We start from the raw sequence: 25,243 nt of genomic DNA, 5'->3' as shown, positions 1-25,243 counted from the left end.
CGAATTGCAGTAAAGCTTATTTTTGCGGCTGAGCGGGCTCGGCGACAAAGATTTCGACGCGGCGGTTTTGGGCTTTACCTGCGGTCGTGCTGTTATCAGCAACTGGCTCACGCGAGCCACGACCTTCAATACTCATACGATTGCCCGCGACATTTTTACCAATCAAATAGCTTTGTACTGAGGCTGCGCGATTAACCGACAATGGCTCATTAATTGCATCTGAACCTGTGCTATCGGTATGGCCAACAATGCGTACCAAAGTAACAGGGTTTTGGTTGAGTGTTTGCCCCAATTTATCAAGGACGGGACGCATATTGGGCTTGATGGTGTATTTACCCGTATCGAATGAGAAATCGCTGGGTACTTCCAGTTTCAATTCGTTATTTGGCGTTTTGCTCACTTCAATACCTGTGCCTTGAGCGGCTTTTTCCATTTCCTGACGTTGTTTTTCCATGTGTGAAGACCACGCATAACCACCGATAGCCCCCACAGCCGCGCCAATTGCAGCATCGCGGCCAGTGTGATGGCCACCTGAAGCTTTACTAATTACAGCCCCAGCTGCCGCACCACCGAGGGCTCCGATCAATGCTCCTTGTGTTTCAGGAGACATATTGGCGCAACCTGTCATAGCCAGACTCACTGCCAGTAAACTTGGAAGAATGATTTTTTTCATCTTGAAGCCCTATTTATGATTGTTGCAATATTCGATATGCGAATCAGACCATACTCAGTTGGCATTTTCTATGACAAATTACCTATGCGGATGTTCACTTCACTTTGCTGCTTCGCTTGAGCGTGAATAATTTACAAACCAATTGCTTAATGTGGAGTTGTGGCTTGTGGGTGATCACCTAACACCCGATTTCGACCAGCATGCTTGGCCTGATAGAGCAGGGCATCTGCGCGAGAAAGTAGGCTTTCAGCTGCTTCAGCGGTTTGCCGACAACTAGCCCCGATGCTGACGGTAATGGGATTGAGCCCCTTTTTGATGCTTGACCAATCAAATTCAGCGATATTCAATCTGATGCGTTCCGCAACATTGCATGCCGCTTCTAAAGTCGCAGAGGGTAATAAAACAGTAAATTCTTCGCCACCATATCGCGCAACAAACTCCCCTTGGCGGCAGGTGCTGACAATAATGAGGGCAATTTGAATCAATACTTTGTCGCCAATCTGATGAGAATGAACATCATTGATTGATTTAAAATGATCAATATCGAGCATGAGCAGGGAAAACGGCTGCTGCTGAATATCGGATAATTCAATTTCACGTTCTAGCCTATGATCCAAGGCACGTCGATTGAATAAACCAGTTAATGGGTCGGTTTCTGCGCGTTCAGTCAGCTGACGGATTAATGCCTGATGGTTTTTGAGGCGTGAGGCCAGTTCAGTATTTTCCATTTTCGAATGTTCGAAATTCAGTTGCTCTTGCAATCGATTTAATAATTTAATCACCGTAGATGATGGACGTATTTTTTGATCTCGATCGAGTTTGTGTAATGCAGATTGTGTAAATAACTGCATTCTTTCTAGCGCTAATTCATAGTCTCCTGTGTCTTTGAAGATTTGGTATTGCATTTCATAACATTGGTAACGAAATAAGCTAGAGTTGATTAGATCAGCATAGTGTTCAGCTTTACTTAGCTCATCAATCGCTTGTTGATGATTTTTAATGGTTAATAGTGATTTTGCTTTTTCAAGGTGAGCCAGCGCCAAGCCCCAGCTGTAGTGATCCTGTGTGGCAAGTTCAATGGCACTATTGAATTTGTCGATCGCCAAATTGATTTGGTCTTGTGCGGCAAGGGTCATGCCAAAATAAATTTCAATTTCACAGCCGCTCCGATTGGGGTATTGCGTACAATACAGCAGCGATTTTGCAATCGATAAAGTAGCATAAGCGCTTTCAAATTGCGCTAATTTGATTAAGTCAACCCCAAGACAAACATAGGCTTCGCAACTTAATGGGTTTTCTGGCTGCATGCAGGCAACATCTATCGCAGCAAGATGGTGACGTTTTGCATTATTGAAATCATAAATACCATAGTAGGTTTTACCAATGCCTAGATGGGCCCGCATGATCGCAGTATGATCTTTGTGTTGAATGCCAAATCTTAAACAATTTAACCACGTCATCATAGCCTGATTAATATCACCCCTGATCAGATAAATAGCGGCCAATTCATCCAGTACGAGTGCCAAACCAAATGTCATCCCCAATTTTGATAAGCTCTTAGCGGTACGGTTCAGTATTTTTTCTGCAGCATCATATTTCCAAAGGTTAGCTAATGCTAAGCCGTGAATGGTGTTGATTTTATTTTTATATTCAATCGAATGTAGCGGCTGCAAATGACCACGTAGGGTGTTTAAAGTACCTTGCGGATCTCGGCTGGATTGTAATAATAATTGATCAAGGTCGGAAGGAGAGAAAATGCCTTTCATGATTTTTCTCCCGCAGGAAACTGCCATAGCAATTCAATTGTAGTGATGATAGGTTCATGATTTTTTTTGTATTTTATGCCAATTCGGTGAATGGCCAGCTCAATTTTGGCTTGCTTATTTGTCTTTAATCTCTCGATGATTAGGCTAATTTGGTGAATTTTAGTAATCGATGACGGTGTTGCGTTCAATACTAAAAATTGTTGCCCGTAGTAACGGATAATCGAGGTTTCTTCATGTTTAAAATGTAGAGTTAGGGCTTGATAGACAGCGCAAATCACTTCATCGCCTAAATGCCTGCCATGTATAACGTTGATGTCGAACAAGTTTCTTATGTTGATCAGTAAATTGATGGATTCACTATTTTTCTTTGAGTTGGGCTTGTTCTGATTGTGCAGAAAATAAAGCTGATTGGGCGCTCCAGTGAGAGAGTCTTTTGAATGATCAGTAGTGAGAGAGATTATTTTTTGTTCCAGATAATCTATAGTCGATTTTAATTTTGATTCTGTTTGTTTCTTCTGAATAACTTCTAGCCTATTTTCCAGAGTTTTCAAACGTGTGCCATTTTTCTTTTTGGAATCATCATTGAAAAATGCTCGGTTTTTGATCGCCAAGTGATGATAAGCCTCGTGGGCGGAGAGTGCAGCAGCATAGTTATGGTTACTTTTATGTATTTCACGAATAATGCCACAGATCTCTTGCTGTATGACCCCGTGGTCAAAAATTGAAGAAATCAAAACAGCAGATTCAAGCTGAGTGATGGCTACGTGATATTTATTTTGTTTTGCATAAATCTTGGCTAGCTGAATTCTATTTTGGGTTTGCCCCCACAAAAATTGATTTTCTTCATTGATTCTTTGTGCTCGATGGATCGATTCGATGGCTTGTTCAAAATTATTCTGCGAAGCAAGGGTCATGCCAGAGTAATGGTGCATATCAGCAAACAAGACCGGATCTGCTTCGTTGAGTAATTTTAAGATTGGCCAGCATTCATCAATAGTCTTTTGTGCTTCTGTATATTTATTGGTGCTGCAGTAGACCGATAACAGATAGATACCGCATTTAACTTGCGCCTCATGGTTTTGCCCTTGCTTAGAAAAATCATAAGCATATTGGAAGCAGGTTTCTGCAAGCTCGGCGGATTCTTTAACTTTAAAATATGAGCCAATCCCTAAATAAGCTTCAGAAATAATATTTGGGTGCTGATTGCTGTCTGCATGGTCGAGTATAAATAACCAAGTATGAAGGCCTTTAAAAAAATGGTTTTGCGACGTTTCAATCGAGGCTTTTTTTAATAAGGCGGGAAAATAAGCTGGATGCTCATTACTCATCAGTTTGAGCGCGGCGCGGATTGTTTTTTCGGCGTCTGAGTATTGATTTTTAGCCCATTGTACCCAGCCGAGTAAATACAAGGCTTGGGCGCTGATTTCGTGTACATGTTTATGCGCATTGAGTATTTTTTTTAATGGCTCAATCGCAGCATTGGCATTGCCGGTGTGAATTTTGTGCTCTAACTCTATGAGCTGGCTGGTCACAGCACTCAAGCCTTCCATGGTTTCAGCTTCCATCTCATCCCCGTATGAACTAAGTATAGCTCAAATTGAGCGATGATGAGCTGCCTAGGCTGCTGTTGCGAAGCCGATCTATTCACGCAAAGAGGAGTGACTTGCCGTTTGTAGGGGTATTTGGTTGAGTTGCGGCATTTTTGCGCGGGCACTGGGTCTAAAATAAGGCATAGCTATTTCGATTGCAGGATAAATCGTGATGCTGCATCTTCAGTGTTTTGATCGTGCCATTTTGCTGCTTGGCACGCTGCTGTTTTCTGGGTTCACACAGGCAAACCAAGCCGTTTTTGCCGAGTTTACCGAGCTGGAAAGTGCTGACCCTTGGGCTGCCGCAGTGCAGTATTGTCGTGCCGCGCGGCATGGTGTGATCGAGGCGCAGTATCGATTGGGAATGCTGTATGCCTTTGGCTTGGGTGTACCGGAAAATCGTTCTGCCGCGGCCAGTTTATTTTCAATAGCCGCTGAACAAGGGCATTTGCACGCCCAAAACATGCTTGAGATGGTGCATCTCAAATCTAACGAATTGCCAGCTTGTGTACTGTCCGCAGTAGATCCCGAAAGGGCACCGGGCATTTCAATGACCGCCATGCCTATCCAGCTCAATGGCGATCAGAAAAAAACCGCCGAGATCATCAGTAAAATTGCGCATTGGTATGGTGTTGATCCCAATTTTGCACTGAGTATTGCGATGGTTGAATCTCGATTAAACCGTCATGCCGTGTCACCCAAAGAGGCGATGGGCGTGATGCAGCTGATCCCCGATACGGCCCAGCGCTTTAATGTGCGTGATGTATTCAATGTCAGCCAAAATGTGAAAGGCGGCGTGCAGTATTTACGCTTTTTGATCGAGCGCTACCAAGGACGAATCGATTTGGTCTCGGCGGCTTACAATGCCGGTGAAGGGGCTGTCGATCGCTATCGCGCGATTCCGCCATACCCTGAAACTCGTCAATATGTACTGCGCGTGCAGCGTTTTTATCCTGCTCTGATTCATATTCCTGATCAAGCCCGATTTCCGCCGGCACCGCTTGCAGTCCAAAAAACTATCTTAGCCAAAGCACGCACCAATAAACTCGCCAAATAGTGATTTTTCGCGATCTGGTAAACTCTACGACACATCAATGGCGTGGAGCGGGCTTATGCCGCAATGGGCGATCTTTTGCCGAGTGGTTGATAATTTTGGCGATATTGGCGTTTGTTGGCGCTTAGCTCGCCAACTGACGCAGGAATTTACTTTTGAGGTGACTTTATGGGTCGATGATCTGGTGAGTTTTGCCAAGATTCGCGCAGAAATTGATCCGACTGCTTCGACGCAGAGCTTGGAGGGCGTAACCGTCCGGCATTGGGCGGCTCATTTCTCTGACGATGAAGTAGCAGCTGATGTAGTGATCGAGGCTTTCGCCTGCGATTTGCCTTCATCCTATATCGAAAAAATGAAGCAGCGATTGAGCAGCCCGATCTGGCTTAATCTGGAATACCTTAGTGCGGAAGAATGGGTCGAAGGTTGTCATGGCTTGCCGTCCCCAGTGCAGGGATTGAATAAGTACTTTTTTTTCCCCGGCTTTACCGCGCATACCGGCGGTGTATTAAGCGAGGCTCAACAAAGGGACGCGCGGCAGGGCTGGAGCACTGCAAACGCCCAGCAATTTCTGACCCAGCTTTGCCCGATTGGGCGTCAGTTCTGCCCGAATGCGCTGACTGTATCGTTGTTTGCCTATGAGCCGATCGAATTAAAACCGTGGTTAGCTGGGCTGATCGATGGGGATCAATCCGTACATTTATTGGTGCCACAAGGCAGGGTATTGGCTGAAATGGATTTAGCTAATTTGTCTCTAAGGCAATGCGCTGAGGGGGTATATCAAGATGGGGCTTTAACCATCTCAATCTTTCCGATGTTGTCGCAAGATCGCTATGACCAACTACTGTGGAGTTGCGATCTCAATTTTGTGCGGGGAGAAGACTCGTTTATCCGCGCGCAATTGGCTGGTAAACCCTTTATCTGGCATATCTATCCTCAAGATGATGACGCCCATCGCGATAAGCTCGATGCCTTTCTTCTGCATTATTTGGCGGATTTGCCTGAAGAGACCACGAGCGCCGTAAATCAGATGATGCAGGTCTGGAATCATGGTGGCGATGCTGGATCTGCATGGCAAATCTTGTTGAGGCATCGTGCCGAGTTAGATATTCATGCTGACGTTTGGCGGAAAAAATTGCTTTCGCACGGGGATCTGGCGACTAATCTGGTCAGATTCGTCAATTCCAAGGTAAAATAGCGGGATTTTTCAATTTTCAAACATCGATTTTTCCAAAATCGTAATCAATCAGGTAATCGCAATGGCAATCAAAACCGCACACGAAGTACGCGCTGGTAACGTAATCTTGGTAGACGGCCAACCTCTGGTTGTGCAAAAAACTGAGTTCTCTAAATCAGGTCGTAACTCTTCAGTTGTGAAAATCAAGTCTAAAGGCTTGTTGTCAGGCTCAGGCTCTGAAGTGGTTTACAAATCAGACGACAAAATGGAAGTGGTTGTTCTCGATCGCTTGGCTTGTACTTACAGCTACTTTGCTGACCCAATGTACGTCTTCATGGACGAAGAGTTCAACCAATACGAAGTTGAAGCTGACAACCTCGGCGACACTTTGGGCCTGATCGTTGACGGCATGGAAGACAAATGTGAAGTGACTTTCTACGACGGTAAAGCAATCTCTGTTGAGTTGCCAACTGTTGTCGTACGTGAAGTTGAATACACTGAGCCAGCAGTTCGTGGCGACACTTCAGGTAAAGTAATGAAGCCAGCTAAATTGGTTGGTTCAGACATGAACGTGCAAGTTGCTGCCTTCATCGATATCGGTGACAAAATCGAGATCGACACTCGTACTATGGAATTCAAAAAACGCGCTAACTAAGCGTTGCTTGAAGCGAAAAGCCACCCCTGAGGGTGGCTTTTTTTACGTCTGAATCAGCAAGCGATCTTTTACCAGATACGTTAAGATGCCAAGCAATCATATGGTAAGTGGAGTTAAGCATGAAATTATTTGGTGGATTTAGCTTAGGCACTTTAATTGCCGTCGCCCTGTCGTGGTCGGCAAATCATTCCATTCTTTGGGCCATTATTCATGGTTTTTGTAGTTGGTTGTATGTGATTTATTATTTCTTGTTCAAATAATAAAAGCCGGCGCTGCCGGCTTTTATTGTTATGCAAACTAATTAAATTAGTTACTTGTTTTGGTATAGACCGCACCTTGTGGGTTGATTGTGGTGCTGTTTGATAATCTAAGCGATTTGTAATTCGAATCAAAGCCTAAATATAGTGTTGTTGGCGTGCCATTTTCTGTCACAGTGATTTGATCAAGATTGCCAGTAAATGTGCCACCAGTTACCGCAGTACTTGCATTTACTTTTAAAGTCCATTTGACGCTGCTGAGCGTAGGGATTTTAATAGATGAATTGCAAGTGGTATTGTAAGCACCATAATCCCACATTGTGACGGAAACAGGAATCTCTTGGTTGTTGCTCACATTACCCATTTGCATGGTGAGTTCCATGCCATGCGTCGCCCCATTTGAAGTCACTAGAATACAGCGGGCATACCAGCTACCGACATAGTGGCTCAAGTTACTTTCACTTGAGCGCAGTAGATTTGGGATCGCTGTTGGTGCAGGTGTTGCGGTGGGAACTGGTGTTGATGTTGCAGCGCTACTTGGTGCTGGTGTGACCGTATTCACACTCGGTGCAGTGCTACTCGTACCGCCACCACCACCGCCGCATGCAGTTAACGCAACAGCAAGTAAAGTTAAAATAACTGTATTTTTTTTATTCATATTAACACCCTTGATAATACGATTCATGATCGTGAAAGACGCTGTGTAAATCCCCTGTGTCTTTGGCTTTGTGTTTTATTTATGCGCTTGATTGTAAATATTTACATTGATTCAAGAAAGGGAATCTTGGTTTTTATTGGGCGTAAGCAACAAAAAAGCCTGCATCGGCAGGCTTTGGTTTTAGTTTGACGTTCAATTACTCTTCTTCGTCAAATACGGCTGTGGTGTAGACGTTTTGTACGTCATCAAGAGCTTCCATCATGTCGATCAGTTTTTGCATTTTGATCGCATCATCACCGGTCAATTCGGTTTCACCTTGCGGCTTCATCGTCGATTCGCCCATTTCAGCTTTAAAGCCAGCTGCTTCGAGCGTTTCTTTGATGTTGACGAATTCGTACGGTGGGGTGATGACTTCGATCGAGCCATCATCATTGGTCGCAACGTCGTCAGCGCCGGCTTCCAGTGCCGCTTCCATCAGCGCATCTTCATCCGTGCCTGGTGCAAAAATCAAATAGCCACAGTGTTTAAACTGAAAACTCACGCAGCCGTCAGTGCCCATATTGCCACCGTATTTGCTAAATACATGGCGCACATCGGCCACGGTACGGGTGCGGTTGTCGGTTAGGCAATCGACCATTACTGCTGCGCCGCCCAAACCATAGCCTTCGTAACGTGTTTCGATGTAATCAACGCCATCGAGCGAGCCTGTACCGCGTTTGATCGCGCTCTCGATATTGTCTTTGGGCATTGATTGCGCTTTGGCTTTATCGATGGCCAGGCGCAGACGCGGGTTCATCGTGATGTCGCCGCCACCCATTTTGGCGGCAACGGTGATTTCCTTGATCAGCTTGGTAAAAATCTGGCCGCGTTTAGCGTCCTGACGACCTTTACGATGCTGAATATTCGCCCATTTGCTATGACCTGCCATGCTGCACCTGTTTAAGTACTAGTTTTGATTAGGCAGCTATTCTAGCATGCCCGCCGGACGCAAAAAATAAGGCGGTGTACTTGTTTTAGATCTGGATTAAACCGCAGGCATTTTTTAGTGATGGGTTGGATGCAGCACTGAGTAAGCAACTAGGAGCAGGGAGCTAAAGTGGGTCTGCGCGTCCAAAAAGGGTGGGATTGTTCTCAACTGCCCAAGGTGGGTATTTTTCCATCACCGATTCAAACATAACCGAATTCGTGAGCGAATCGAGCCAATTTATGAGCGGCTTGGGCGCATTTTGCATAAACCAATCCATATCGACCAGGGCAAATTGCCGAACAAATGGCACGATGGCTAAATCAACTAAAGCATATTGCTCACCCCAAAGATGGGTATATCTCTCTAGTCTTTTATTTAAATAGTTTTCCAGCCAATACATGGCATTGTATCTGTGTTCGCTTGAGCTAGCTTCGGGATGTCGCTCTGGATATTTGTATCGATCGAGTAGCGGTTTGAAATGCAGGTCATGTTCGGTAATGAACTGCAGTTGTGCGTCTAAATCAAGTGCCAAACAACGCCTTGGATCAGATTGTTGGAGAGCCCACAGCATGATCTCCAGACTTTGCTCAATCACCTTGCCTGTATTCAATACCAAAACAGGCACGGTACCCTTGGGCGAGGCAGCCAGCAGGGCGGCGGGTTTGTTGCGCAACACGACTTCACGTAGTTCAAGTTGTAGCCCGCTGAGCCAAATGGCTAAGCGAGCGCGAATAGCATATGGGCAACGGCGAAATGTATAAATGACACCTAAGTGTTTGTTCTGCATGTGTAAATTCAACCGTCGTAATTAATACTAACTAATTTCATGTCATTTATTGACAATGAATGAAAAGATTTTGTCGGTTTTGCTGCATTTGAAATGGCAATGCAGCAAAGACTTGCCTATAAAAGTAAGCAGCTTGTGCATTTTTACCGTGCCAGGCGCATGACCGACAAGTGTTTTGAATTCGCGATCAAAGGGGGGAAGTATGGCAAAAAAGATACTCGCAGTAGATGATTCTGCATCCATACGACAAATGGTGAGCTTTACGCTCCGTAGCGCGGGCTATGAAGTAGTGGAGGCGGTAGATGGAAATGCGGGCGTCTCACAGGCGAAAAGCACGCAAGTAGATTTGGTACTGACCGATCAGAATATGCCTGGCATGGATGGTCTAACGCTGATCCGCACCTTGCGTGGCTTGCCACAGTACAGCGCCACCCCCATTTTAATGCTAACGACTGAATCGAGTGATGCTATGAAACAACAAGGGCGCGCGGTTGGTGCAACCGGTTGGTTAGTTAAGCCATTCGATCCCCAGAAATTATTAGAAGTCGTTCGCAAAGTCATTGGTTAGCACGGCTAACGGGGGGAAGCTATGACCATCGACATGAGCCAATTCATCTCAGTTTTCTTTGATGAGGCCGCCGAGCATTTAGCCAATATGGAGTCCTTGCTGCTAAAAATCGACGTTAGCGCACCCGATCCTGAAGACCTAAATGCTATTTTCCGCGCGGCGCATTCCATCAAAGGCGGCGCTGCCACTTTCGGTTTTACAGATCTGACCGAAGTGACTCATGTTTTAGAAAATCTGCTCGATCGTATCCGTAAAAACGAAATTATTTTGCAGCCCGAAATGGTTGATGTTTTTTTGCAATCGGGCGATGTTTTACAAGCGATTTTAGCCTCTCACCGAGATCATATTGATCTTGATCGCGCCGCGATTGCGAGCATAACCGCGACGCTCAATCATCTAGTTGAAAATCAGCCTATCGCTGCACCTGCCAATCAGAGCGCTCTAACACTCATTATTAGTGCTGGTGAAGATTTTGATGCAGTTCAGCTCAACCATGAGCTATCGCGACTTGGTGAGATTGAGGATTATGAGCCGGGCGATGTGGCAACGCCCTGGCTGTATCGGCTCAAAACCGCATTCGATATACAAAAATTAATAGATTCATTGGCGTTTGTAGTTGCTCCCGAGCGCATTTCAATTGAATCGAGTGCAGATATGAGTCAAGACTTTGGCTTGTTTCTGCCTGAGACCGAAGAGGGCGCAATCAGTCTTGATGAGGGATATGGCTTTTTTGAGCCACTAGAGAGTAGTACCCAAACAGCAAGTGAAGATGATGGGTATGGCTTTTTTGAACCTCTGCCTACATCAGCCAATGCACAAATTCCAGCGAGTGCGCCTTTGCAGGACGGGGAAGGATATGGTTTTTTTCAGGCCATCAAACCTACCACTTCCACTGCCCCAGTCGCTACCAATCAGCCAATTGAAATGCCTGCGCCCGCAACGACACGGGTGCCCAATGAGCGTGCAACTGATAAGGCTGTTGATACCTCAATTCGGGTGAGCGTGGAAAAAGTAGATCAGCTTCTCAACTTAGTGGGCGAATTGGTGATTACTCAATCTATGTTGGCCCAAAATGCATTGCAACTTGATCCTGTACTCCATGAAAAGCTATTGAGTGGGGTGGCGCAATTGGAAAGAAATACCCGTGAGTTGCAAGAATCAGTGATGTCAATTCGCATGATGCCCATTTCATTTGTATTTAATCGTTATCCACGCTTGGTTCGCGATTTAGCTGCCAAATTGGGTAAACAAGTTGAATTAAAAATGATTGGCGACAATACGGAATTGGATAAAGGATTTATTGAAAAATTAAGCGACCCACTTACACATTTGGTTAGAAACAGCTTGGATCATGGTATTGAATTACCTGATGTTCGCACTAGTCGAAATAAACAGGCACAAGGTACTTTAACACTCAAGGCCTTTCATCAGGGTGGCAATATTGTCATTGAAGTGAGCGATGATGGGGCTGGTTTAAGCCGTGAACGTATTCTGGCAAAGGCGAAGGAACGCGGATTAAATGTAAGCGATAGCATGAGCGACAATGAAGTCTGGATGCTTATTTTCGAAGCAGGCTTTTCAACTGCTTCTGAAATTACCGATGTATCCGGACGTGGGGTTGGAATGGATGTTGTTCGCAAGAATATTCAGTCCATGGGTGGCCGAGTTGAAATTCAATCCATGCAAGGGATTGGTTCAACTATGAGTATTCGCCTGCCTTTAACTTTAGCCATTTTAGACGGGATGTCTATTTCTGCTTCTGATGAGCTATATATTATTCCATTAACCTTTATTGTTGAGTCGCTACAGCCAAAATCAAGTGAAATTAAAACCATGGCAGGGCGAGGAAATGTAATCAATGTTCGTGGCGAATATTTGCCGCTTATTGCCCTGTATGAAATATTTAATTTAAAGCCGAAAATCAACTCATTTGAAGAAGGTTTGGTGATTATTTTAGAAGCTGAAGGGCAAAAAATCGCTTTGTTTGTTGATGATTTATTAGGACAGCATCAGGTTGTTGTAAAAAATTTAGAAACCAACTACCGCCGAGTGAATGGTGTTGCTGGGGCAACGATCATGGGTGATGGGCATGTCGCATTTATTCTTGATGTAGCTGCACTCGTTAAAATGGCGCAGCACGTCACTCCAACCGAATTAACCGCAATGGCCGCGTAATGGAGGGCTTATGGATCAGTTAATAAAAGAAGATGAAGCTAATCGTGAGTTACTGGTCTTTGCGTTGGGCAAAGAAGAGTATGGGATCGATATTTTAAAGGTTCAAGAAATCCGTGGTTATGATGCTGTGACAAGTATTGCCAATTCACCTAGTTTTATTAAAGGTGTGATTAATTTGCGTGGCAATATTGTACCGATTGTAGACTTGAGGATTAAATTCAACATTGGAAATCCAACCTATGATCAATTTACGGTTGTGATTATCCTCAATGTCGCTCAGAGAACATTGGGAATCGTTGTTGATGGTGTTTCTGATGTGATGACTTTAGCCGTTGACCAATTGCGCAGTGCTCCAGAGTTTGGTTCAGCACTAGATACTGCTTATATCTTAGGCTTGGGTACGGTGGATGATCGGATGATTATTTTGGTAGATATCGAAAAATTGATGACCAGTGCCGATATGGCATTGGTTGAAGCAACGGCGGCATAAGGAGAATAGAATAATGACAAATTTGACATTCAGTCGTCGTATCTCATTGGGGATTGCTGCCATCGTCGCAATGCTGGTTATATTGGCTGTTGTGGCATTTAGTGCAAGTAGCCGCACCAAAGATGAAATGGGGGCGCTGACTAATGATCATTTGCCTCATTTGGTAAAAGGTCAACAGATCGTAAATGAAATAAATACGATTGCACGCGCATTGCGAAATATGCAAATTATTGGTATTGCAAATGCTGAAGATAAATCAAATGCGGCGGCTGAATGGAGCAGGATATTAGAGTCAAGATCAAAGATTGTTGAATTGCTAAAACATCTTGAGGAAACCTCGAAATTAATAAATGATCAAGAAGCCTTAGATCAGATTGCAGGTATTAGTGAGAAACGTGCCTTATTTGTCGAATCTCAAGGCAAATTTAAAGCCCTATTTGATGCGGGAGATATGGCGGGTTCGCGACTTCTGTTAATGGGAGAAGTTCGTCAGCGATATAATAATTACCGTGATGCCGTATTGAATTTTACTCAACAAGAACAAGATGGCGCCTTGAAAAGTGCAGATCAATTAAAGATTGAGGCTCAAGCAACCCAAAATACGATTGTCGTAGCCGCCATTTTAGGTTTAATACTCGCTGTAACTATTGCCTTGCTATTGCTGCGACGAATTCGTAGGCAATTAGGGGGGGAGCTTGAGGCCGTACAGCTTGTACTGCAAAGAATGTCCCTTGGTGATTTTAGTCAGGATATTGACCTCCATGGTGCCGATAGCCAGAGCATGCTAGCGCAAGTAGCGGCTTTACAGCTAAAACTTCGGGATGCGGCTAAAGCAGCATCCGACAATGTTCGTGTCAAAATTGCGCTTGATTCCGTGTCGACCAGTGTGATGATCGCAGACGCTGACAGGAATATTATTTACTGCAATCGTGCCGTTGACCGCTTATTGCAAAATGCCGAAGCCGATATTCGCAAAGAACTGCCGCAATTTAGTGCTCGCAATGTAATTGGAGTTAATATCGACAGCTTCCATAAAAACCCATCGCATCAACGCAGTATGCTCGACCGACTCACCAGTGAGCATCGCGCTAGTATCGTGGTGGGTGGCCGCACTTTCGCTCTGATTGTAAACCCCGTGCTCAACGATAAAAATGGCCGTGAAGGTTATGTGGTTGAGTGGTTGGATCGCACAGAGGCTATCGCGGCGGAATTGCGTGAGAAAACCTTGGCCGACGAAAATGCTCGCATTCTTGGGGCGCTTGAATCTACCTCTACCAATGTCATGCTAGCCGATGAAAACCGCGTTATTGTTTATATGAATAAAGCGGTAACGAGCATGCTGTCTGGCGTACAGGCTGATTTGCGCAAAGTCTTGCCACATTTTGATGTGAGCAAACTTATTGGTACGAATATTGACTCTTTCCATAAAAACCCAAGTCACCAGTCCGGTCTGTTGGCAAATCTGACTAGTGCATACACTTCGCAGATTACGGTAGCAGGTAAGACCTTTAAGCTGATTGCTAGCCCTGTGTTTGCAAAAGACGGCAAGCGCTTGGGTTCGGTGGTTGAGTGGGTTGATCGTACTCAGGAAGTTGCTGTTGAAGTTGAAGTTGGGAATCTAGTCGATGCCGCGGTGAATGGTGATTTTAGTCGCCGTCTTGATCCAAATGGTAAAGAGGGCTTTATGTTGAAACTGGCTGAGGGGATGAATCAGTTAGTAATTTCAAATGAAGCGGGTTTAAATGACGTTGCTCGGGTACTCGGTGCTTTGGCGCAAGGTGATTTAACGCAAAAAATCACCGCAGATTACCGTGGTTTGCTGGGCCAACTGAAGGATGATTGCAACACAACTTGTGATCGCCTATCCGAAATCGTTCTCAACATCCAAGAGGCCGCGAGTACGATTAATGTGGCATCACAAGAAATCGCTGCAGGTAATAGCAATCTGTCCAGCCGCACCGAGCAGCAAGCTGCTAGCTTAGAAGAAACTGCTTCGAGCATGGAAGAGCTCACAGGTACGGTGAAACAGAATGCCGAAAATGCTCGCCAAGCGAATCAACTGGCCATTGGCGCCTCGGATATCGCGGTCAAAGGCGGAGACGTGGTTAGTCAAGTCGTTTCGACGATGTCAGACATTAATGAATCGGCGAAAAAGATTGTCGACATTATTTCTGTCATTGATGGCATTGCATTCCAGACCAATATTTTGGCGCTCAACGCCGCCGTTGAGGCCGCCCGCGCTGGCGAACAAGGCCGTGGTTTTGCAGTAGTCGCTTCTGAGGTTAGAAATCTGGCGCAACGATCAGCTGGTGCGGCTAAAGAGATTAAAACCTTGATTGGTGACTCGGTATTGAAAGTAGAAGCGGGTTCAAAACTCGTTGATCAAGCGGGCCATACAATGCAGGATGTCGTCGGCGCAGTTCGCCGAGTTACCGATATTATGAGCGAAATTTCGGCAGCGTCGAATGAGCAAAGTGCTGGTATTGAGCAGGTCAATCAAGCCATTACTCATATGGACGAAAATACGCAGCAAAATGCCGCATTGGTTGAAGAGGCTGCTGCTGCGGCTGAAAGTCTTGAAGACCAAGCCAATAATTTGACGCAAACAGTGGGTATTTTCAAATTAATGGGAGGCAAGCTGATGGCCAGAACGACGACTAAGCTAAGCCCGCCAGTGAGTATGAATAAATCACGGCCTCATACTGAAGTAAAAGTAGCAACTCGTAGCGTGCCAAAATTGGGCAATGCGGATGAGGATTGGGAAGAATTTTAATTAAATTCAATTATTGAACCTTGAAGGGGCTATTCCAGCCCCTTATTTTTTCCTGTAATTTTCTTGCACAGATTTAAACATCGTTTTAGCTGCTATAAATCAAATAACAATCATCGATTTGATTGACCATTTCGTCTTATGAGTATTTATTGAAGAAAATGTATGAATAATGGGCATGAGTTTAGCTACACCAAGGCTGATTTTACGCGTGTTGTTGATCTGATTTATCAACGTGCTGGCATTCGTCTGAATGAAAGCAAGGAGCAGATGGTGTATAGCCGTCTAGCCCGTAGATTGAGAGCTTTGCAGATCGATACCTTTGGTGGGTATTTGCGGTATTTGGAACAACATCCAGACTCAGCAGAGTGGCAGCAATTTACCAATGCGCTCACCACCAACCTCACGTCATTTTTTCGTGAAGCGCATCATTTTGATATTCTTGCCGCACAAATGCAGGATAGTAATGCTCGTCCATTTCGTATTTGGTGCTCTGCTTCATCTACGGGAGAAGAGCCCTATTCACTTGCTATGACAGCTTTCGAAGCTTATCAATCGGCGAATCCTCCCGTCGAAATTATTGCTTCAGATCTGGATACTCATGTGCTTGAGACCGCAATGCAGGGCATTTATGCCCTAGAGAAGTTAGAGAAAATGTCACTGGAACGAAAACGTGGTTTTTTCTTAAAAGGAAAAGATGAGCGGGCCGGAAAAGTACGCGTGAAAAAGGCTGTACGAGATTTGTTGGAGTTTCGGCAAATTAATCTGCTCGATCAGCGCTGGCCCCTAGATGGTTTATTCGATGCTATTTTTTGTCGCAATGTCATGATTTATTTTGATCAGCCAACCCAGCGAGTCATTTTGGAAAAAATGGGGCGATTACTCAAACCGAATGGTCTGTTGTACGTTGGTCATTCAGAAAATTTGCACTTTATGTCTGAATGGTTTCAATCCTGCGGCAAGACTACATATATGCTGACTGACTTGGCAAAAATGTCTTGGGGTAAAAAATAATGCCCAATGCCTCATATGAAGAAGTGCTGGCACCTACGCTTTATTATGATAAAAATTTCTCGATTGAGGCAGCCAAAATTTTGCCTGGTGAATATTATGTTACCGGACGTGAAATGCTATTAGTCACCGTTTTAGGCTCGTGCGTTGCGGCGTGTATTCGCGATAATGTGTCGGGAATAGGCGGAATGAATCATTTTATGCTGCCAGACTCACATGAGGATATGGCGACGGTGAATGGGGTTTCAACACGCTATGGCACGTATGCAATGGAGATTTTAATCAATCAATTGCTCAAACAAGGCGCAAATAAAAATCGCTTAGAGGCAAAGGTCTTTGGTGGTGGAAATGTATTGCGTGGTTTTACAGTATCAAATGTTGGGCTAAAAAATGCAGAGTTTGTAAAAGCATTTTTAGCGTTAGAGCGCATTCCAATTGTGGCACAAGATTTGTTGGATATTCATCCGAGAAAAGTTTATTTTTTTCCAAAAACTGGCCGAGTTTTGGTGAAAAAACTGAAATCAGTTCACAATAATACGATTGTTGAGCGAGAAAAAAGTTATGGTTCGCGTCTTGTTCATATGCAACCCGGTGGTGATGTCGAATTGTTTGACTAAGCTTGAGGGGTAATATTCAACGGGAGCAAGGTGATGGCAAAGATTCGGGTAGTTGTCGTTGATGACTCAGCGCTGATTAGAAGTTTATTAAAAGAAGTGATTGATACCGCTGGTGACATGGTCTGCGTGGCAACCGCTCCGGATCCATTGATTGCACGCGAGTATATACGCGAGCTTAATCCTGACGTGATTACACTTGACGTTGAAATGCCAAAAATGGACGGTTTGGATTTCTTGGCTCGCTTAATGCGCCTTAAGCCTACTCCGGTTCTCATGATCTCCTCCTTGACCGAGCAAGGATCGGAAGTTGCGCTAAGAGCATTGGAATTGGGCGCAGTCGATTTTATTGCCAAGCCAAAAATGAATATTGCCAGTAAAATTGATGAATACACCGATGAGATTCGGGAAAAAATAAGAATGGCCTCCAAAGCAAAAGTGAGAAGTTTGATCCACGACCCCATTTCCCCTAGCCACACGGCTGATGCTGTCTTGGCCAAATCGTCTCGCCCATTACTGAAGTCCGAAAAGATTATTATTGTTGGTTCTTCAACAGGGGGGACCGAAGCATTGAAAGAGTTTTTGATGCCGATGCCGCCCGATGCGCCGGCAATTATGATTGCCCAGCATATGCCAGAGTCATTTACCAAGTCTTTTGCTAATCGGTTAAATTCTTTATGTCGAATCTCGGTAAAAGAAGCGGAGCATGGAGAGCGAGTGTTGCCAGGGCATGCTTATATTGCGCCTGGGCACTCACATCTTATTTTGGGCGTTTCAGGGGCAAATTATGTGTGTGAATTATCTCAGGCCTCTCCTGTAAATCGTCACCGCCCCTCTGTGGATGTGTTATTTCGCTCGGCAGCCAATGTGGCTGGTCGCAATGCGGTCGGCGTTATTCTGACGGGAATGGGAAAAGATGGAGCGCAAGGGATGCTTGAGATGCATCAAGCGGGCTCGCATAATTTTGCGCAAGATGAGGCTAGCTGTGTGGTATTTGGTATGCCCAAAGAAGCGATTGCGGTTGGTGGGGTGCACGATATTGTTCCGCTGAAAGATATGTCGCAACGTGTGTTGGCGTGGATTGCTGCTAATAGCAGTAGAGCATTACGCATTTAAAGGAAATTCATGGCTTTACCAGTATTAATCGTTGAGGATGACGATGACTTGCGCGAGGCGCTGATCGATACCCTAGAGCTCGATGGCTATGCAGTCGTAGTCGCTGAAGATGGATCCTCTGCTTTGAAGGTACTAGCATCTCAGCAAGTGGGGCTCGTAATTTCCGATGTGCAAATGCAGCCTATGGATGGCGAGGAATTATTACGCGAAGTTAAAAAGTTATACCCCTGTTTGCCTATGATTTTAATGACGGCCTACGGCATGATTGAGCAGGCAGTGAATGCCTTGCATGCTGGCGCTAGCCATTATTTACCCAAGCCATTTGAGCCTGCAGCTTTGCTAGAACAAGTCGAGCGTTATCTTCTGCCAGATCTTGGTGAGGATGAGCTCGTTGCCGAATCTGAAGAGATGCAGCAATTATTAGATGTCGCGCGTAGAGCTGCAATGTCAGATGCATCGATTATGTTGACCGGTGAATCTGGGGTCGGTAAGGAAGTGATGGCACGCTTTATTCATCGACACAGCTCGCGTGCAGGTAAGCCTTTCGTGGCGATTAATTGTGCCGCGATTCCCGAGCAATTACTTGAATCGACGCTATTTGGTCATGAAAAAGGTGCATTTACAGGTGCAGCCGGACATCATGTCGGTAAATTTGAACAAGCTCAGGGCGGTACTATTTTATTGGATGAAGTCACCGAAATGCCTTTGCCATTGCAAGCAAAATTGTTGCGGGTTTTGCAAGAGCGAGAATTGGAACGAGTTGGCGGCGTGAAATCGATTCATTTAGATATCCGTGTTTTGGCAACGTCTAATCGTGATCTGGCCGAGGAAGTGGCAGCGGGGCATTTTCGTGAGGATCTATACTATCGCTTGAATGTATTCCCTTTGCAGATACCTGCGTTAAGGCAAAGAAAGAAAGATATTTTACCTTTGGCACGTAATATGCTTGCTAGGTATGCATCGGTACAGAAAAAAAGATCGCCTGTTCTTCAGATTGCAGCACAAGAGGTCTTATTGATACACCAGTGGCCTGGCAATATTCGAGAGCTAGACAATGTCATGCAAAGAGCTTTGATATTGGCCCCTGGGGATGAAATTGCCGTTGAGCATCTATTTTTGCCGGTGCTTGCGGCAAAATTTGCCGTGAGCAACGATGTGATTGAGCCAGTGGCGAGTGGCAGTATTAAGGATATGGAAAAAACCATGATTCTTGATGTACTGAAGGCGGCGGGCGGCGTTCGAAAAGTTGCTGCTGAGAAATTGGGTATGAGTGAAAGAACTTTACGCTATAAGCTGGCGCAGTACCGAGAAGAAGACGGCGGATTGCCAATTTAACACGACAAGGTGTAGGAAGTGCTTGCTGGGATTGGCTGGCGCACCTACAATTTTGCAAGGAAGGTAAGTAGTCATGAGCGTGCAAGGGATTGATCAGCTGCTTGGTGAACTTCGGTCCATGTCTGCACTGGCTTCGGGTCAGTCAGCGAGTTCGCCAGTTGCAGAGGCGGGCGGCCCCAAGTTTGCCGATGTACTCAAAGAGTCCATTGATCAGGTGAATCAGGTGCAGCAAGATGCTCAAGCTAAACAGGTCGCATTTCAAGCGGGCGATCCTGATGCCAATTTGCAAGACGTCATGGTGTCATTGCAAAAGGCGAGTTTGAGTTTTCAAACCATGGTTCAAGTTCGTAACAAGCTCGTTACTGCTTATCAGGAAGTTATGAATATGCAGGTTTAACCTGCAGTACTGATATCGGTAGGGTATGGCAGAAGCAGGCGTCGCAGCAGATAACACCTTGGTGACAGCAAGAAATATCGGTGGGCTGAGACAACGCTTCGATGCGCTGCCGGCTGCTCGAAAAATGATGGCCATGGTGATGGTTGCTGTCATTGTTGCGGCTGCAATTGGTGGCTTGTTGTGGTCTAAAGAGCCTGCATATCGCATTCTGTTCACCAATTTACCTGATAAAGATGGCGGAGCCATCGTCCAATCTCTGCAACAGATGAATATCCCATATAAGCTCGATGCGGGGATGATTTCAGTACCAGCCCAGAATATCTATGATGTACGTTTGAAATTAGCAGCTCAAGGTTTGCCAAAGGCCGGCAATACGGGCTTTGAGCTACTGGATAATCAAAAATTTGGCGTTTCTCAATTTGCAGAGCAAGTGAATTACCAACGTGCAATTGAGGGAGAACTTGTCCGTTCGATTGAGTCCATTTCTGCCGTAGAAAAGGCGCGCGTCCATCTTGCAACCCCAAAGCAGACGGTTTTTTTACGTGATCAACAAAAGCCATCGGCATCGGTCGTATTGATGCTGCACCCTGGTCGCGTACTCGACGGCGGGCAGATTGCAGGCATTATTCATTTAGTTTCTTCCAGTATTCCTGGCTTGCCAGTTTCTAATGTCACTGTGGTTGATCAGGATGGGAATTTACTGTCCCGTTCGGCAGATTTGAACGCGCGTGGCAGCCTCGATCAACGCCAATTGCAATACATCAGCCAGATTGAGCGTGGTTATGTCGAGCGTCTGGAAGCCATTTTGGCGCCGATTGTTGGCAAAGATAATGTAAGAGCAGAAGTGACTGCACAGCTCGATTTCTCCGAAGTAGAGCAAACATCCGAAACCTTTAAGCCCAATTCGCCACCTAATTCGGCCGCGATTCGCAGCCAACAAACACTGGATCAAAGTGGCAAAACGGCAGAAGATGCCGCCATGGGCGTACCGGGTGCTCTATCTAATCAGCCTCCAGGCGCTGCGGCGGCACCCATTACGGCGCCTATTGCTTCGGGGGCGAGTGGCGCGGCTGCGGTAAGCAGCAACACGCGAAAAGAAGCGACACTCAATTATGAGGTCGACAAGACCATTCAGCATGTTAAACAACCGATTGGGATTGTTAAGCGTTTGTCTGCAGCGGTGGTGTTAAATTATAAGGCGGGCAAAGATAAGGAAGGTAAAGTGGCTTATGTGCCTTTTACCCCTGCTGAAATGGTCCAGATCAATAATTTGGTCCGTGAATCGATTGGTTATAACAAAGAACGTGGTGATTCAATTAATGTGGTCAACGCGGCCTTTGCTGAGTCGATGCCACTTGAAGACAAACCTTTACCTGATAAAGCACTCAACTACATTCAAGCCAATGCGATTGATGTCTTGAAAATGCTGGTTATCGGTATTGCATCGCTGTATCTGCTGTTCTTTGTGGTGCGGCCATTGATGAAAGACCTCACCCGTTCGCGTGAAGAAAGTCGAACTCTGGAGTTGGATTTGGGTGAGGCTGGCGGTGGGGTCTTCTCATTAGAAAGCGGTGGCTCAGGCGATGAGTCGCCAGAAGAGCAAAACAAAATGGCTGCTTTTGCCGATCTATTGCAACAAGCTAAAGAGCTGGCGAAAAATGATCCGCGTATGGTGGCCACAATCCTACGCGAGTGGATGACTGCTGCCTCGGATGATAAATCCAACCCCAATAAAGTTTCTTAAGCGAGTATGTGCCAATGGCTGCCAATTTGAATGACGATGGCGTGCATAAAAGTGCGCTCTTGCTGATGTCTTTAGGTGAAGACGCCGCGGTTGAGGTGTTTAAGTTCTTAGGGCCTAAAGAAGTCCAGAAGCTGGGCTTTGAAATGGCCAATATGAACTCGGTCAAGCGCGAAGAAATGGACGCGGTCTTAGGTGATTTTATTGCTGCCACTCAGAATCGGGCCAACTTAGGTGCGGCGGACGAATATATTCGCTCCGTTTTAACCAAGGCGCTGGGTACGGATAAGGCTGCGAACTTGCTCGATCGTATTTTGCAGGGCAATGATAACAATGGCATTGAGTCGCTCAAATGGATGGATTCAGCCGCAGTTGCTGAATTGATTCGCAATGAGCACCCGCAGATTATTGCCACGATTTTAGTTCACCTCGAGCCTGATCAATCTTCCGAAGTCATGAGTAATTTTCCCGAGCGGGTACGTAATGACGTCCTGCTGCGTATTGCTACGCTCGAAGGTGTACAGCCCGCAGCATTGAAAGAACTCAATGATGTTTTGACTCAGTTGTTATCTGGCTCGGACAAATTGAAGAAAAGTGCCATTGGCGGGGTACAAATGGCGGCCGATATTCTCAACTTTATGGGCGGTGTCGTTGAAGCTTCTGCGGTGGCCAATATTCGCGAATATGACCCTGAGTTGGCGCAAAAAATTCAGGACAAGATGTTCACGTTTGATAATGTACTCGATATTGATGACCGTGGTATCCAGCTCTTGATGCGCGAAGTTCAATCCGATTCGCTGATCATTGCGCTGAAAGGGACTAGCCAAGCTTTACGAGAAAAAATCTTCAAAAATATGTCGCAGCGCGCGGCGGAAATGTTGCGTGAAGATTTGGAAGCGAAGGGGCCGGTTAAATTGTCCGAAGTGGAAGGCGAACAGAAAGAAATTCTTAAAATCGTTCGTCGTCTTGCCGATGAAGGACAGATTGTCCTTGGCGGCAGTGGTGGCGAAGGTATGATTGAGTAAAAAGTACGCCAAAAGTTATCGCGCCGCATTTCTTCGCCTCGCCGTACTATTTGTGCTGATCTTCGGCGTTGTGCTTTGCGTCAAAACTTTTGTCCAGTTACTTAAGTAAGGATATTTCGTGTCAGGTCATCAGCGCCGTATTATTCCGAGTGAAGAACTTTCCGCATTTCAGCGCTGGCAGTTTAACTCTCTTCTCGACAGCCCCGCTACGCCAGAACAAGCCAGCGAGCAAAGCGTTGAACCCGTCATAGAAGTTGCCGCGCCAAGCCCTGAAGTCGTCACGGACATTGAGGTGGGGTTAAGCCCCGAACCAGTACAGGATGACGTTGCACTGCCTGATTCAGCTATCGCAGCCAATGCGATGCCTTACCCTACGGCGGAAGAAATCGAGTCGATTGAGCAGCAGGCGCGTGAAGAAGGGTATCTGGCTGGATTGGCTGAAGGGCGACTGCAAGCGGATCAAGAGCTTCAGCAATTAAGTCAGCTCCTAGCGGCGATCAATCAATCGCAGCAAGACCTTGAGGTCGACCTCGCTGATTCCGTGTTGGAGTTGGCTCTGCTTGTGGCTCAGCAAATGATAGGGAATGAGTTGCGCCAGCATCCGCAGCAACTGCTTGCCCCAATACGGGAAGCCTTAGCGGCGATCCCCGCTGCGACTGCGCCATCAAAATTATATTTATCTCCTGATGATATTGAGTTGCTGCAACATGACTTGCAGTTTGAGCTACCCGCCGATGTCTGGCGGATATTATCGGATCAAAGCTTGGATTCTGGTAGTTGTCGAATCGAAACACCGACGACCCAACTCGACTATTCTTTGGCAAGCCGCTGGAAAAAGATTGCAGGGGTATTGGCAGGAAAATCAATGCCAGATTGGAATGTGGTGCAATACACCTCAGATGTATTGTCTGATGATCCCACTGTTTCTGCGCTTGATTTAAATAGTGAATCTGCATCTCAGCCGTCTCCACTCAAATCAGATGTCACAGATGAACCCGACGCATAAATCCATTCAGTCCTACCTTAAGGATTGTGGCACGGCAGTGAAGTCGGTTAAACCATGGCTACCCCGCGGCCGGCTCACTAGGGTTTCTGGACTCGTTCTGGAGGCGGTTGGCTTGCGTTTACCGATTGGGGCATCGTGCGATGTGATGACCCCTAGTGGGCATCCAGTTGAAGCGGTGGTCGTGGGCTTTCAAGAGCAGCGCTTGTTTTTGATGCCGATTGCCGAAATTTATGGTGTTGAACCGGGCGCTAGCGTCATGCCACGTGAAGACGTTGCGGCATGGAAGCCTGAGTACGGTAAGCCCAGGCCAGTTCAACGTCGGGCAGAAGATCATGGTCGACAAGTGCCGGTGGGCTGGGGGCTATTAGGTCGCATCCTTGATGGTTTAGGTCGGCCGCTGGATGGCAAAGGCCCTTTGATGAATGAGGCCTACTATCCACTTTTTTCCCGCGCTTATAATCCGATGGATAGAGAACCCGTACGCTCGGTCATGGATGTGGGGGTACGCGCGATCAATGCCATGCTCACGGTTGGCCGTGGGCAGCGTCTAGGTTTGTTTGCCGGCTCTGGTGTGGGTAAGTCAGTCTTGCTGGGGATGATGGCTCGCTATACGGCAGCAGACGTCGTGGTGGTGGGGCTGATTGGCGAGCGTGGGCGTGAGGTAAAGGACTTTATCGAAAATATTCTTGGCGATGAAGGTCGGGCACGCAGTGTCGTGGTTGCCGCTCCCGCAGATACGCCGCCATTGCTGCGATTGTATGGCGCGGCCTATGCAACGAGTATTGCCGAATATTTTCGGGATCAAGGCAAGAATGTCCTGCTCATTATGGATTCACTAACTCGCTATGCGATGGCTCAGCGCGAAATTGCCTTGGCCGTCGGTGAGCCGCCCGCCACGAAGGGGTATCCACCGTCAGTTTTTGCGCGTCTGCCGCAATTGGTAGAGCGCGCAGGCAATGGGCGTGAAGGCGGCGGTTCGATTACGGCCTTTTATACGGTATTGTCGGAAGGCGATGATCAGCAAGACCCGATTGCAGATAATGCGCGTGCGATTTTGGATGGGCACTTTGTATTGAGCCGGCAATTGGCCGAGGCCGGACATTATCCCGCGATTGATATTGAGGCGTCGATTTCACGGGTGATGCACGATATTATTAGTCATCAAGAATTTGAAATGGTGCGACGTTTTAAATTCCTGTATTCCCGCTACCAACGCAGCAAAGACCTAATTAGTGTCGGCGCCTATGTGCCAGGCTCTGATCCGGTATTAGACGATGCAATTCGCCGCCATCCCGCATTTGAAGCCTTTTTGCAGCAAGCGATTACAGAGCAAGAAGGCTATGAGGGGGCTAGAATGAAGCTCGCTCAATTGTTTGCCAACTAGCTTAGGCCAAGCCGAGCTTTAGTTCATTTTG

At 46.2% G+C, this 25,243-nt stretch carries 23 protein-coding genes; 17 read left to right on the top strand and 6 right to left on the bottom strand.

Annotation, left to right across the window (positions count from 1 at the left end; genetic code table 11):
* Positions 1 to 16: 16 nt before the first annotated feature.
* The 3 genes from HQ393_RS07440 to HQ393_RS07430 form a co-directional block, all read right to left on the bottom strand.
* Entirely contained in the window at positions 17 to 673 is a 657-nt protein-coding gene (locus HQ393_RS07440) for a YiaD family glycine zipper/OmpA-like lipoprotein (RefSeq protein ID WP_179358180.1), read from the bottom strand.
* Positions 674 to 819: 146 nt separating this feature from the next.
* On the bottom strand, positions 820 to 2,439 hold the full coding sequence (locus tag HQ393_RS07435) for a tetratricopeptide repeat-containing diguanylate cyclase (protein ID WP_179358179.1): 1,620 nt from the start codon (positions 2,437 to 2,439) through the stop codon (positions 820 to 822).
* Positions 2,436 to 4,004, bottom strand: coding sequence for a diguanylate cyclase domain-containing protein (locus tag HQ393_RS07430; protein ID WP_179358178.1), 1,569 nt, complete (start codon positions 4,002 to 4,004; stop codon positions 2,436 to 2,438). Before HQ393_RS07430 ends, HQ393_RS07435 begins: the two co-directional genes overlap by 4 nt.
* 196 nt (positions 4,005 to 4,200) lie before the next feature.
* On the opposite strand from HQ393_RS07430, the gene HQ393_RS07425 reads away from it, so the two are divergent.
* The 4 genes from HQ393_RS07425 (at position 4,201) to HQ393_RS07410 (ending at position 7,171) form a co-directional block, all read left to right on the top strand.
* Entirely contained in the window at positions 4,201 to 5,085 is an 885-nt protein-coding gene (locus HQ393_RS07425; RefSeq protein ID WP_246308002.1) for a lytic transglycosylase domain-containing protein, read from the top strand.
* Positions 5,086 to 5,140: 55 nt separating this feature from the next.
* The gene (gene earP / locus HQ393_RS07420; RefSeq protein ID WP_246307976.1) at positions 5,141 to 6,277 is read left to right on the top strand and encodes an elongation factor P maturation arginine rhamnosyltransferase EarP; all 1,137 of its coding nucleotides are present in this window, start codon (positions 5,141 to 5,143) and stop codon (positions 6,275 to 6,277) included.
* 67 nt (positions 6,278 to 6,344) lie between these two features.
* Positions 6,345 to 6,911, top strand: coding sequence for an elongation factor P (locus HQ393_RS07415; protein WP_179358433.1), 567 nt, complete (start codon positions 6,345 to 6,347; stop codon positions 6,909 to 6,911).
* Between the two features lie 119 nt (positions 6,912 to 7,030).
* Positions 7,031 to 7,171 (top strand): hypothetical protein, encoded by a 141-nt coding sequence (locus HQ393_RS07410; protein ID WP_179358175.1) that lies wholly within the window; start codon positions 7,031 to 7,033, stop codon positions 7,169 to 7,171.
* 46 nt (positions 7,172 to 7,217) lie between these two features.
* Here HQ393_RS07410 and HQ393_RS07405 read toward each other — a convergent pair whose 3' ends face one another.
* From HQ393_RS07405 to HQ393_RS07395, 3 genes are all read right to left on the bottom strand, one after another.
* Positions 7,218 to 7,826: a hypothetical protein gene (locus HQ393_RS07405; protein WP_179358174.1), complete on the bottom strand. Its 609-nt coding sequence runs from the start codon at positions 7,824 to 7,826 to the stop codon at positions 7,218 to 7,220.
* A gap of 196 nt (positions 7,827 to 8,022) precedes the next feature.
* Positions 8,023 to 8,754, bottom strand: a complete 732-nt coding sequence (locus HQ393_RS07400; protein WP_179358173.1) for a YebC/PmpR family DNA-binding transcriptional regulator — start codon at positions 8,752 to 8,754, stop codon at positions 8,023 to 8,025.
* A 163-nt stretch (positions 8,755 to 8,917) separates the two neighbouring features.
* Positions 8,918 to 9,580, bottom strand: a complete 663-nt coding sequence (locus tag HQ393_RS07395; RefSeq protein WP_179358432.1) for a glutathione S-transferase — start codon at positions 9,578 to 9,580, stop codon at positions 8,918 to 8,920.
* 202 nt (positions 9,581 to 9,782) lie between these two features.
* On the opposite strand from HQ393_RS07395, the gene HQ393_RS07390 reads away from it, so the two are divergent.
* The 13 genes from HQ393_RS07390 to fliI all read left to right on the top strand — a co-directional run bounded on the left by HQ393_RS07390 (position 9,783) and on the right by fliI (position 25,212).
* Complete coding sequence (locus tag HQ393_RS07390) at positions 9,783 to 10,148, top strand: response regulator (protein ID WP_179358172.1); 366 nt, start codon at positions 9,783 to 9,785, stop codon at positions 10,146 to 10,148.
* A 21-nt stretch (positions 10,149 to 10,169) separates the two neighbouring features.
* Complete coding sequence (locus tag HQ393_RS07385; RefSeq protein ID WP_179358171.1) at positions 10,170 to 12,323, top strand: chemotaxis protein CheW; 2,154 nt, start codon at positions 10,170 to 10,172, stop codon at positions 12,321 to 12,323.
* Between the two features lie 10 nt (positions 12,324 to 12,333).
* The gene (locus HQ393_RS07380) at positions 12,334 to 12,813 is read left to right on the top strand and encodes a chemotaxis protein CheW (RefSeq protein ID WP_179358170.1); all 480 of its coding nucleotides are present in this window, start codon (positions 12,334 to 12,336) and stop codon (positions 12,811 to 12,813) included.
* A gap of 13 nt (positions 12,814 to 12,826) precedes the next feature.
* A complete protein-coding gene (locus tag HQ393_RS17630) occupies positions 12,827 to 15,586 on the top strand; it encodes a methyl-accepting chemotaxis protein (RefSeq protein ID WP_179358169.1) in 2,760 nt (919 codons plus the stop codon).
* A gap of 162 nt (positions 15,587 to 15,748) precedes the next feature.
* Positions 15,749 to 16,597, top strand: coding sequence for a CheR family methyltransferase (locus tag HQ393_RS07370; protein WP_179358168.1), 849 nt, complete (start codon positions 15,749 to 15,751; stop codon positions 16,595 to 16,597).
* Positions 16,597 to 17,211: a chemoreceptor glutamine deamidase CheD gene (gene cheD / locus HQ393_RS07365; protein ID WP_179358167.1), complete on the top strand. Its 615-nt coding sequence runs from the start codon at positions 16,597 to 16,599 to the stop codon at positions 17,209 to 17,211. Before HQ393_RS07370 ends, cheD begins: the two co-directional genes overlap by 1 nt.
* A gap of 33 nt (positions 17,212 to 17,244) precedes the next feature.
* Entirely contained in the window at positions 17,245 to 18,324 is a 1,080-nt protein-coding gene (locus HQ393_RS07360) for a protein-glutamate methylesterase/protein-glutamine glutaminase (RefSeq protein ID WP_179358166.1), read from the top strand.
* Positions 18,325 to 18,333: 9 nt separating this feature from the next.
* Positions 18,334 to 19,659: a sigma-54-dependent transcriptional regulator gene (locus HQ393_RS07355; protein ID WP_179358165.1), complete on the top strand. Its 1,326-nt coding sequence runs from the start codon at positions 18,334 to 18,336 to the stop codon at positions 19,657 to 19,659.
* A gap of 73 nt (positions 19,660 to 19,732) precedes the next feature.
* On the top strand, positions 19,733 to 20,056 hold the full coding sequence (fliE, locus tag HQ393_RS07350; protein ID WP_179358164.1) for a flagellar hook-basal body complex protein FliE: 324 nt from the start codon (positions 19,733 to 19,735) through the stop codon (positions 20,054 to 20,056).
* Between the two features lie 25 nt (positions 20,057 to 20,081).
* Complete coding sequence (fliF, locus tag HQ393_RS07345; protein WP_179358163.1) at positions 20,082 to 21,800, top strand: flagellar basal-body MS-ring/collar protein FliF; 1,719 nt, start codon at positions 20,082 to 20,084, stop codon at positions 21,798 to 21,800.
* A gap of 14 nt (positions 21,801 to 21,814) precedes the next feature.
* Entirely contained in the window at positions 21,815 to 22,822 is a 1,008-nt protein-coding gene (gene fliG, locus HQ393_RS07340) for a flagellar motor switch protein FliG (protein WP_246307975.1), read from the top strand.
* Between the two features lie 118 nt (positions 22,823 to 22,940).
* Positions 22,941 to 23,828: a FliH/SctL family protein gene (locus HQ393_RS07335; RefSeq protein ID WP_179358162.1), complete on the top strand. Its 888-nt coding sequence runs from the start codon at positions 22,941 to 22,943 to the stop codon at positions 23,826 to 23,828.
* A complete protein-coding gene (gene fliI, locus HQ393_RS07330) occupies positions 23,812 to 25,212 on the top strand; it encodes a flagellar protein export ATPase FliI (protein WP_179358161.1) in 1,401 nt (466 codons plus the stop codon). Before HQ393_RS07335 ends, fliI begins: the two co-directional genes overlap by 17 nt.
* The last annotated feature ends 31 nt before the right edge of the window (positions 25,213 to 25,243 follow it).

The organism is Chitinibacter bivalviorum (assembly GCF_013403565.1).
Lineage (GTDB): Bacteria > Pseudomonadota > Gammaproteobacteria > Burkholderiales > Chitinibacteraceae > Chitinibacter > Chitinibacter bivalviorum.
This window is presented reverse-complemented; position numbering and strand designations above follow the sequence as displayed.

Excerpts from the sequence above, each read along its gene's own strand:
- HQ393_RS07440 (WP_179358180.1), bottom strand. The coding sequence starts at position 673 with ATGAAAAAAATCATTCTTCCAAGTTTACTGGCAGTGAGTCTGGCTATG.
- HQ393_RS07435 (WP_179358179.1), bottom strand. The coding sequence starts at position 2,439 with ATGAAAGGCATTTTCTCTCCTTCCGACCTTGATCAATTATTATTACAA.
- HQ393_RS07430 (WP_179358178.1), bottom strand. The coding sequence starts at position 4,004 with ATGGAAGCTGAAACCATGGAAGGCTTGAGTGCTGTGACCAGCCAGCTC.
- HQ393_RS07425 (WP_246308002.1), top strand. The coding sequence starts at position 4,201 with ATGCTGCATCTTCAGTGTTTTGATCGTGCCATTTTGCTGCTTGGCACG.
- earP (WP_246307976.1), top strand. The coding sequence starts at position 5,141 with ATGCCGCAATGGGCGATCTTTTGCCGAGTGGTTGATAATTTTGGCGAT.
- HQ393_RS07410 (WP_179358175.1), top strand. The coding sequence starts at position 7,031 with ATGAAATTATTTGGTGGATTTAGCTTAGGCACTTTAATTGCCGTCGCC.
- HQ393_RS07405 (WP_179358174.1), bottom strand. The coding sequence starts at position 7,826 with ATGAATAAAAAAAATACAGTTATTTTAACTTTACTTGCTGTTGCGTTA.
- HQ393_RS07400 (WP_179358173.1), bottom strand. The coding sequence starts at position 8,754 with ATGGCAGGTCATAGCAAATGGGCGAATATTCAGCATCGTAAAGGTCGT.
- HQ393_RS07395 (WP_179358432.1), bottom strand. The coding sequence starts at position 9,580 with ATGCAGAACAAACACTTAGGTGTCATTTATACATTTCGCCGTTGCCCA.
- HQ393_RS07390 (WP_179358172.1), top strand. The coding sequence starts at position 9,783 with ATGGCAAAAAAGATACTCGCAGTAGATGATTCTGCATCCATACGACAA.
- HQ393_RS07385 (WP_179358171.1), top strand. The coding sequence starts at position 10,170 with ATGACCATCGACATGAGCCAATTCATCTCAGTTTTCTTTGATGAGGCC.
- HQ393_RS07380 (WP_179358170.1), top strand. The coding sequence starts at position 12,334 with ATGGATCAGTTAATAAAAGAAGATGAAGCTAATCGTGAGTTACTGGTC.
- HQ393_RS17630 (WP_179358169.1), top strand. The coding sequence starts at position 12,827 with ATGACAAATTTGACATTCAGTCGTCGTATCTCATTGGGGATTGCTGCC.
- HQ393_RS07370 (WP_179358168.1), top strand. The coding sequence starts at position 15,749 with ATGAATAATGGGCATGAGTTTAGCTACACCAAGGCTGATTTTACGCGT.
- cheD (WP_179358167.1), top strand. The coding sequence starts at position 16,597 with ATGCCCAATGCCTCATATGAAGAAGTGCTGGCACCTACGCTTTATTAT.
- HQ393_RS07360 (WP_179358166.1), top strand. The coding sequence starts at position 17,245 with ATGGCAAAGATTCGGGTAGTTGTCGTTGATGACTCAGCGCTGATTAGA.
- HQ393_RS07355 (WP_179358165.1), top strand. The coding sequence starts at position 18,334 with ATGGCTTTACCAGTATTAATCGTTGAGGATGACGATGACTTGCGCGAG.
- fliE (WP_179358164.1), top strand. The coding sequence starts at position 19,733 with ATGAGCGTGCAAGGGATTGATCAGCTGCTTGGTGAACTTCGGTCCATG.
- fliF (WP_179358163.1), top strand. The coding sequence starts at position 20,082 with ATGGCAGAAGCAGGCGTCGCAGCAGATAACACCTTGGTGACAGCAAGA.
- fliG (WP_246307975.1), top strand. The coding sequence starts at position 21,815 with ATGGCTGCCAATTTGAATGACGATGGCGTGCATAAAAGTGCGCTCTTG.
- fliI (WP_179358161.1), top strand. The coding sequence starts at position 23,812 with ATGAACCCGACGCATAAATCCATTCAGTCCTACCTTAAGGATTGTGGC.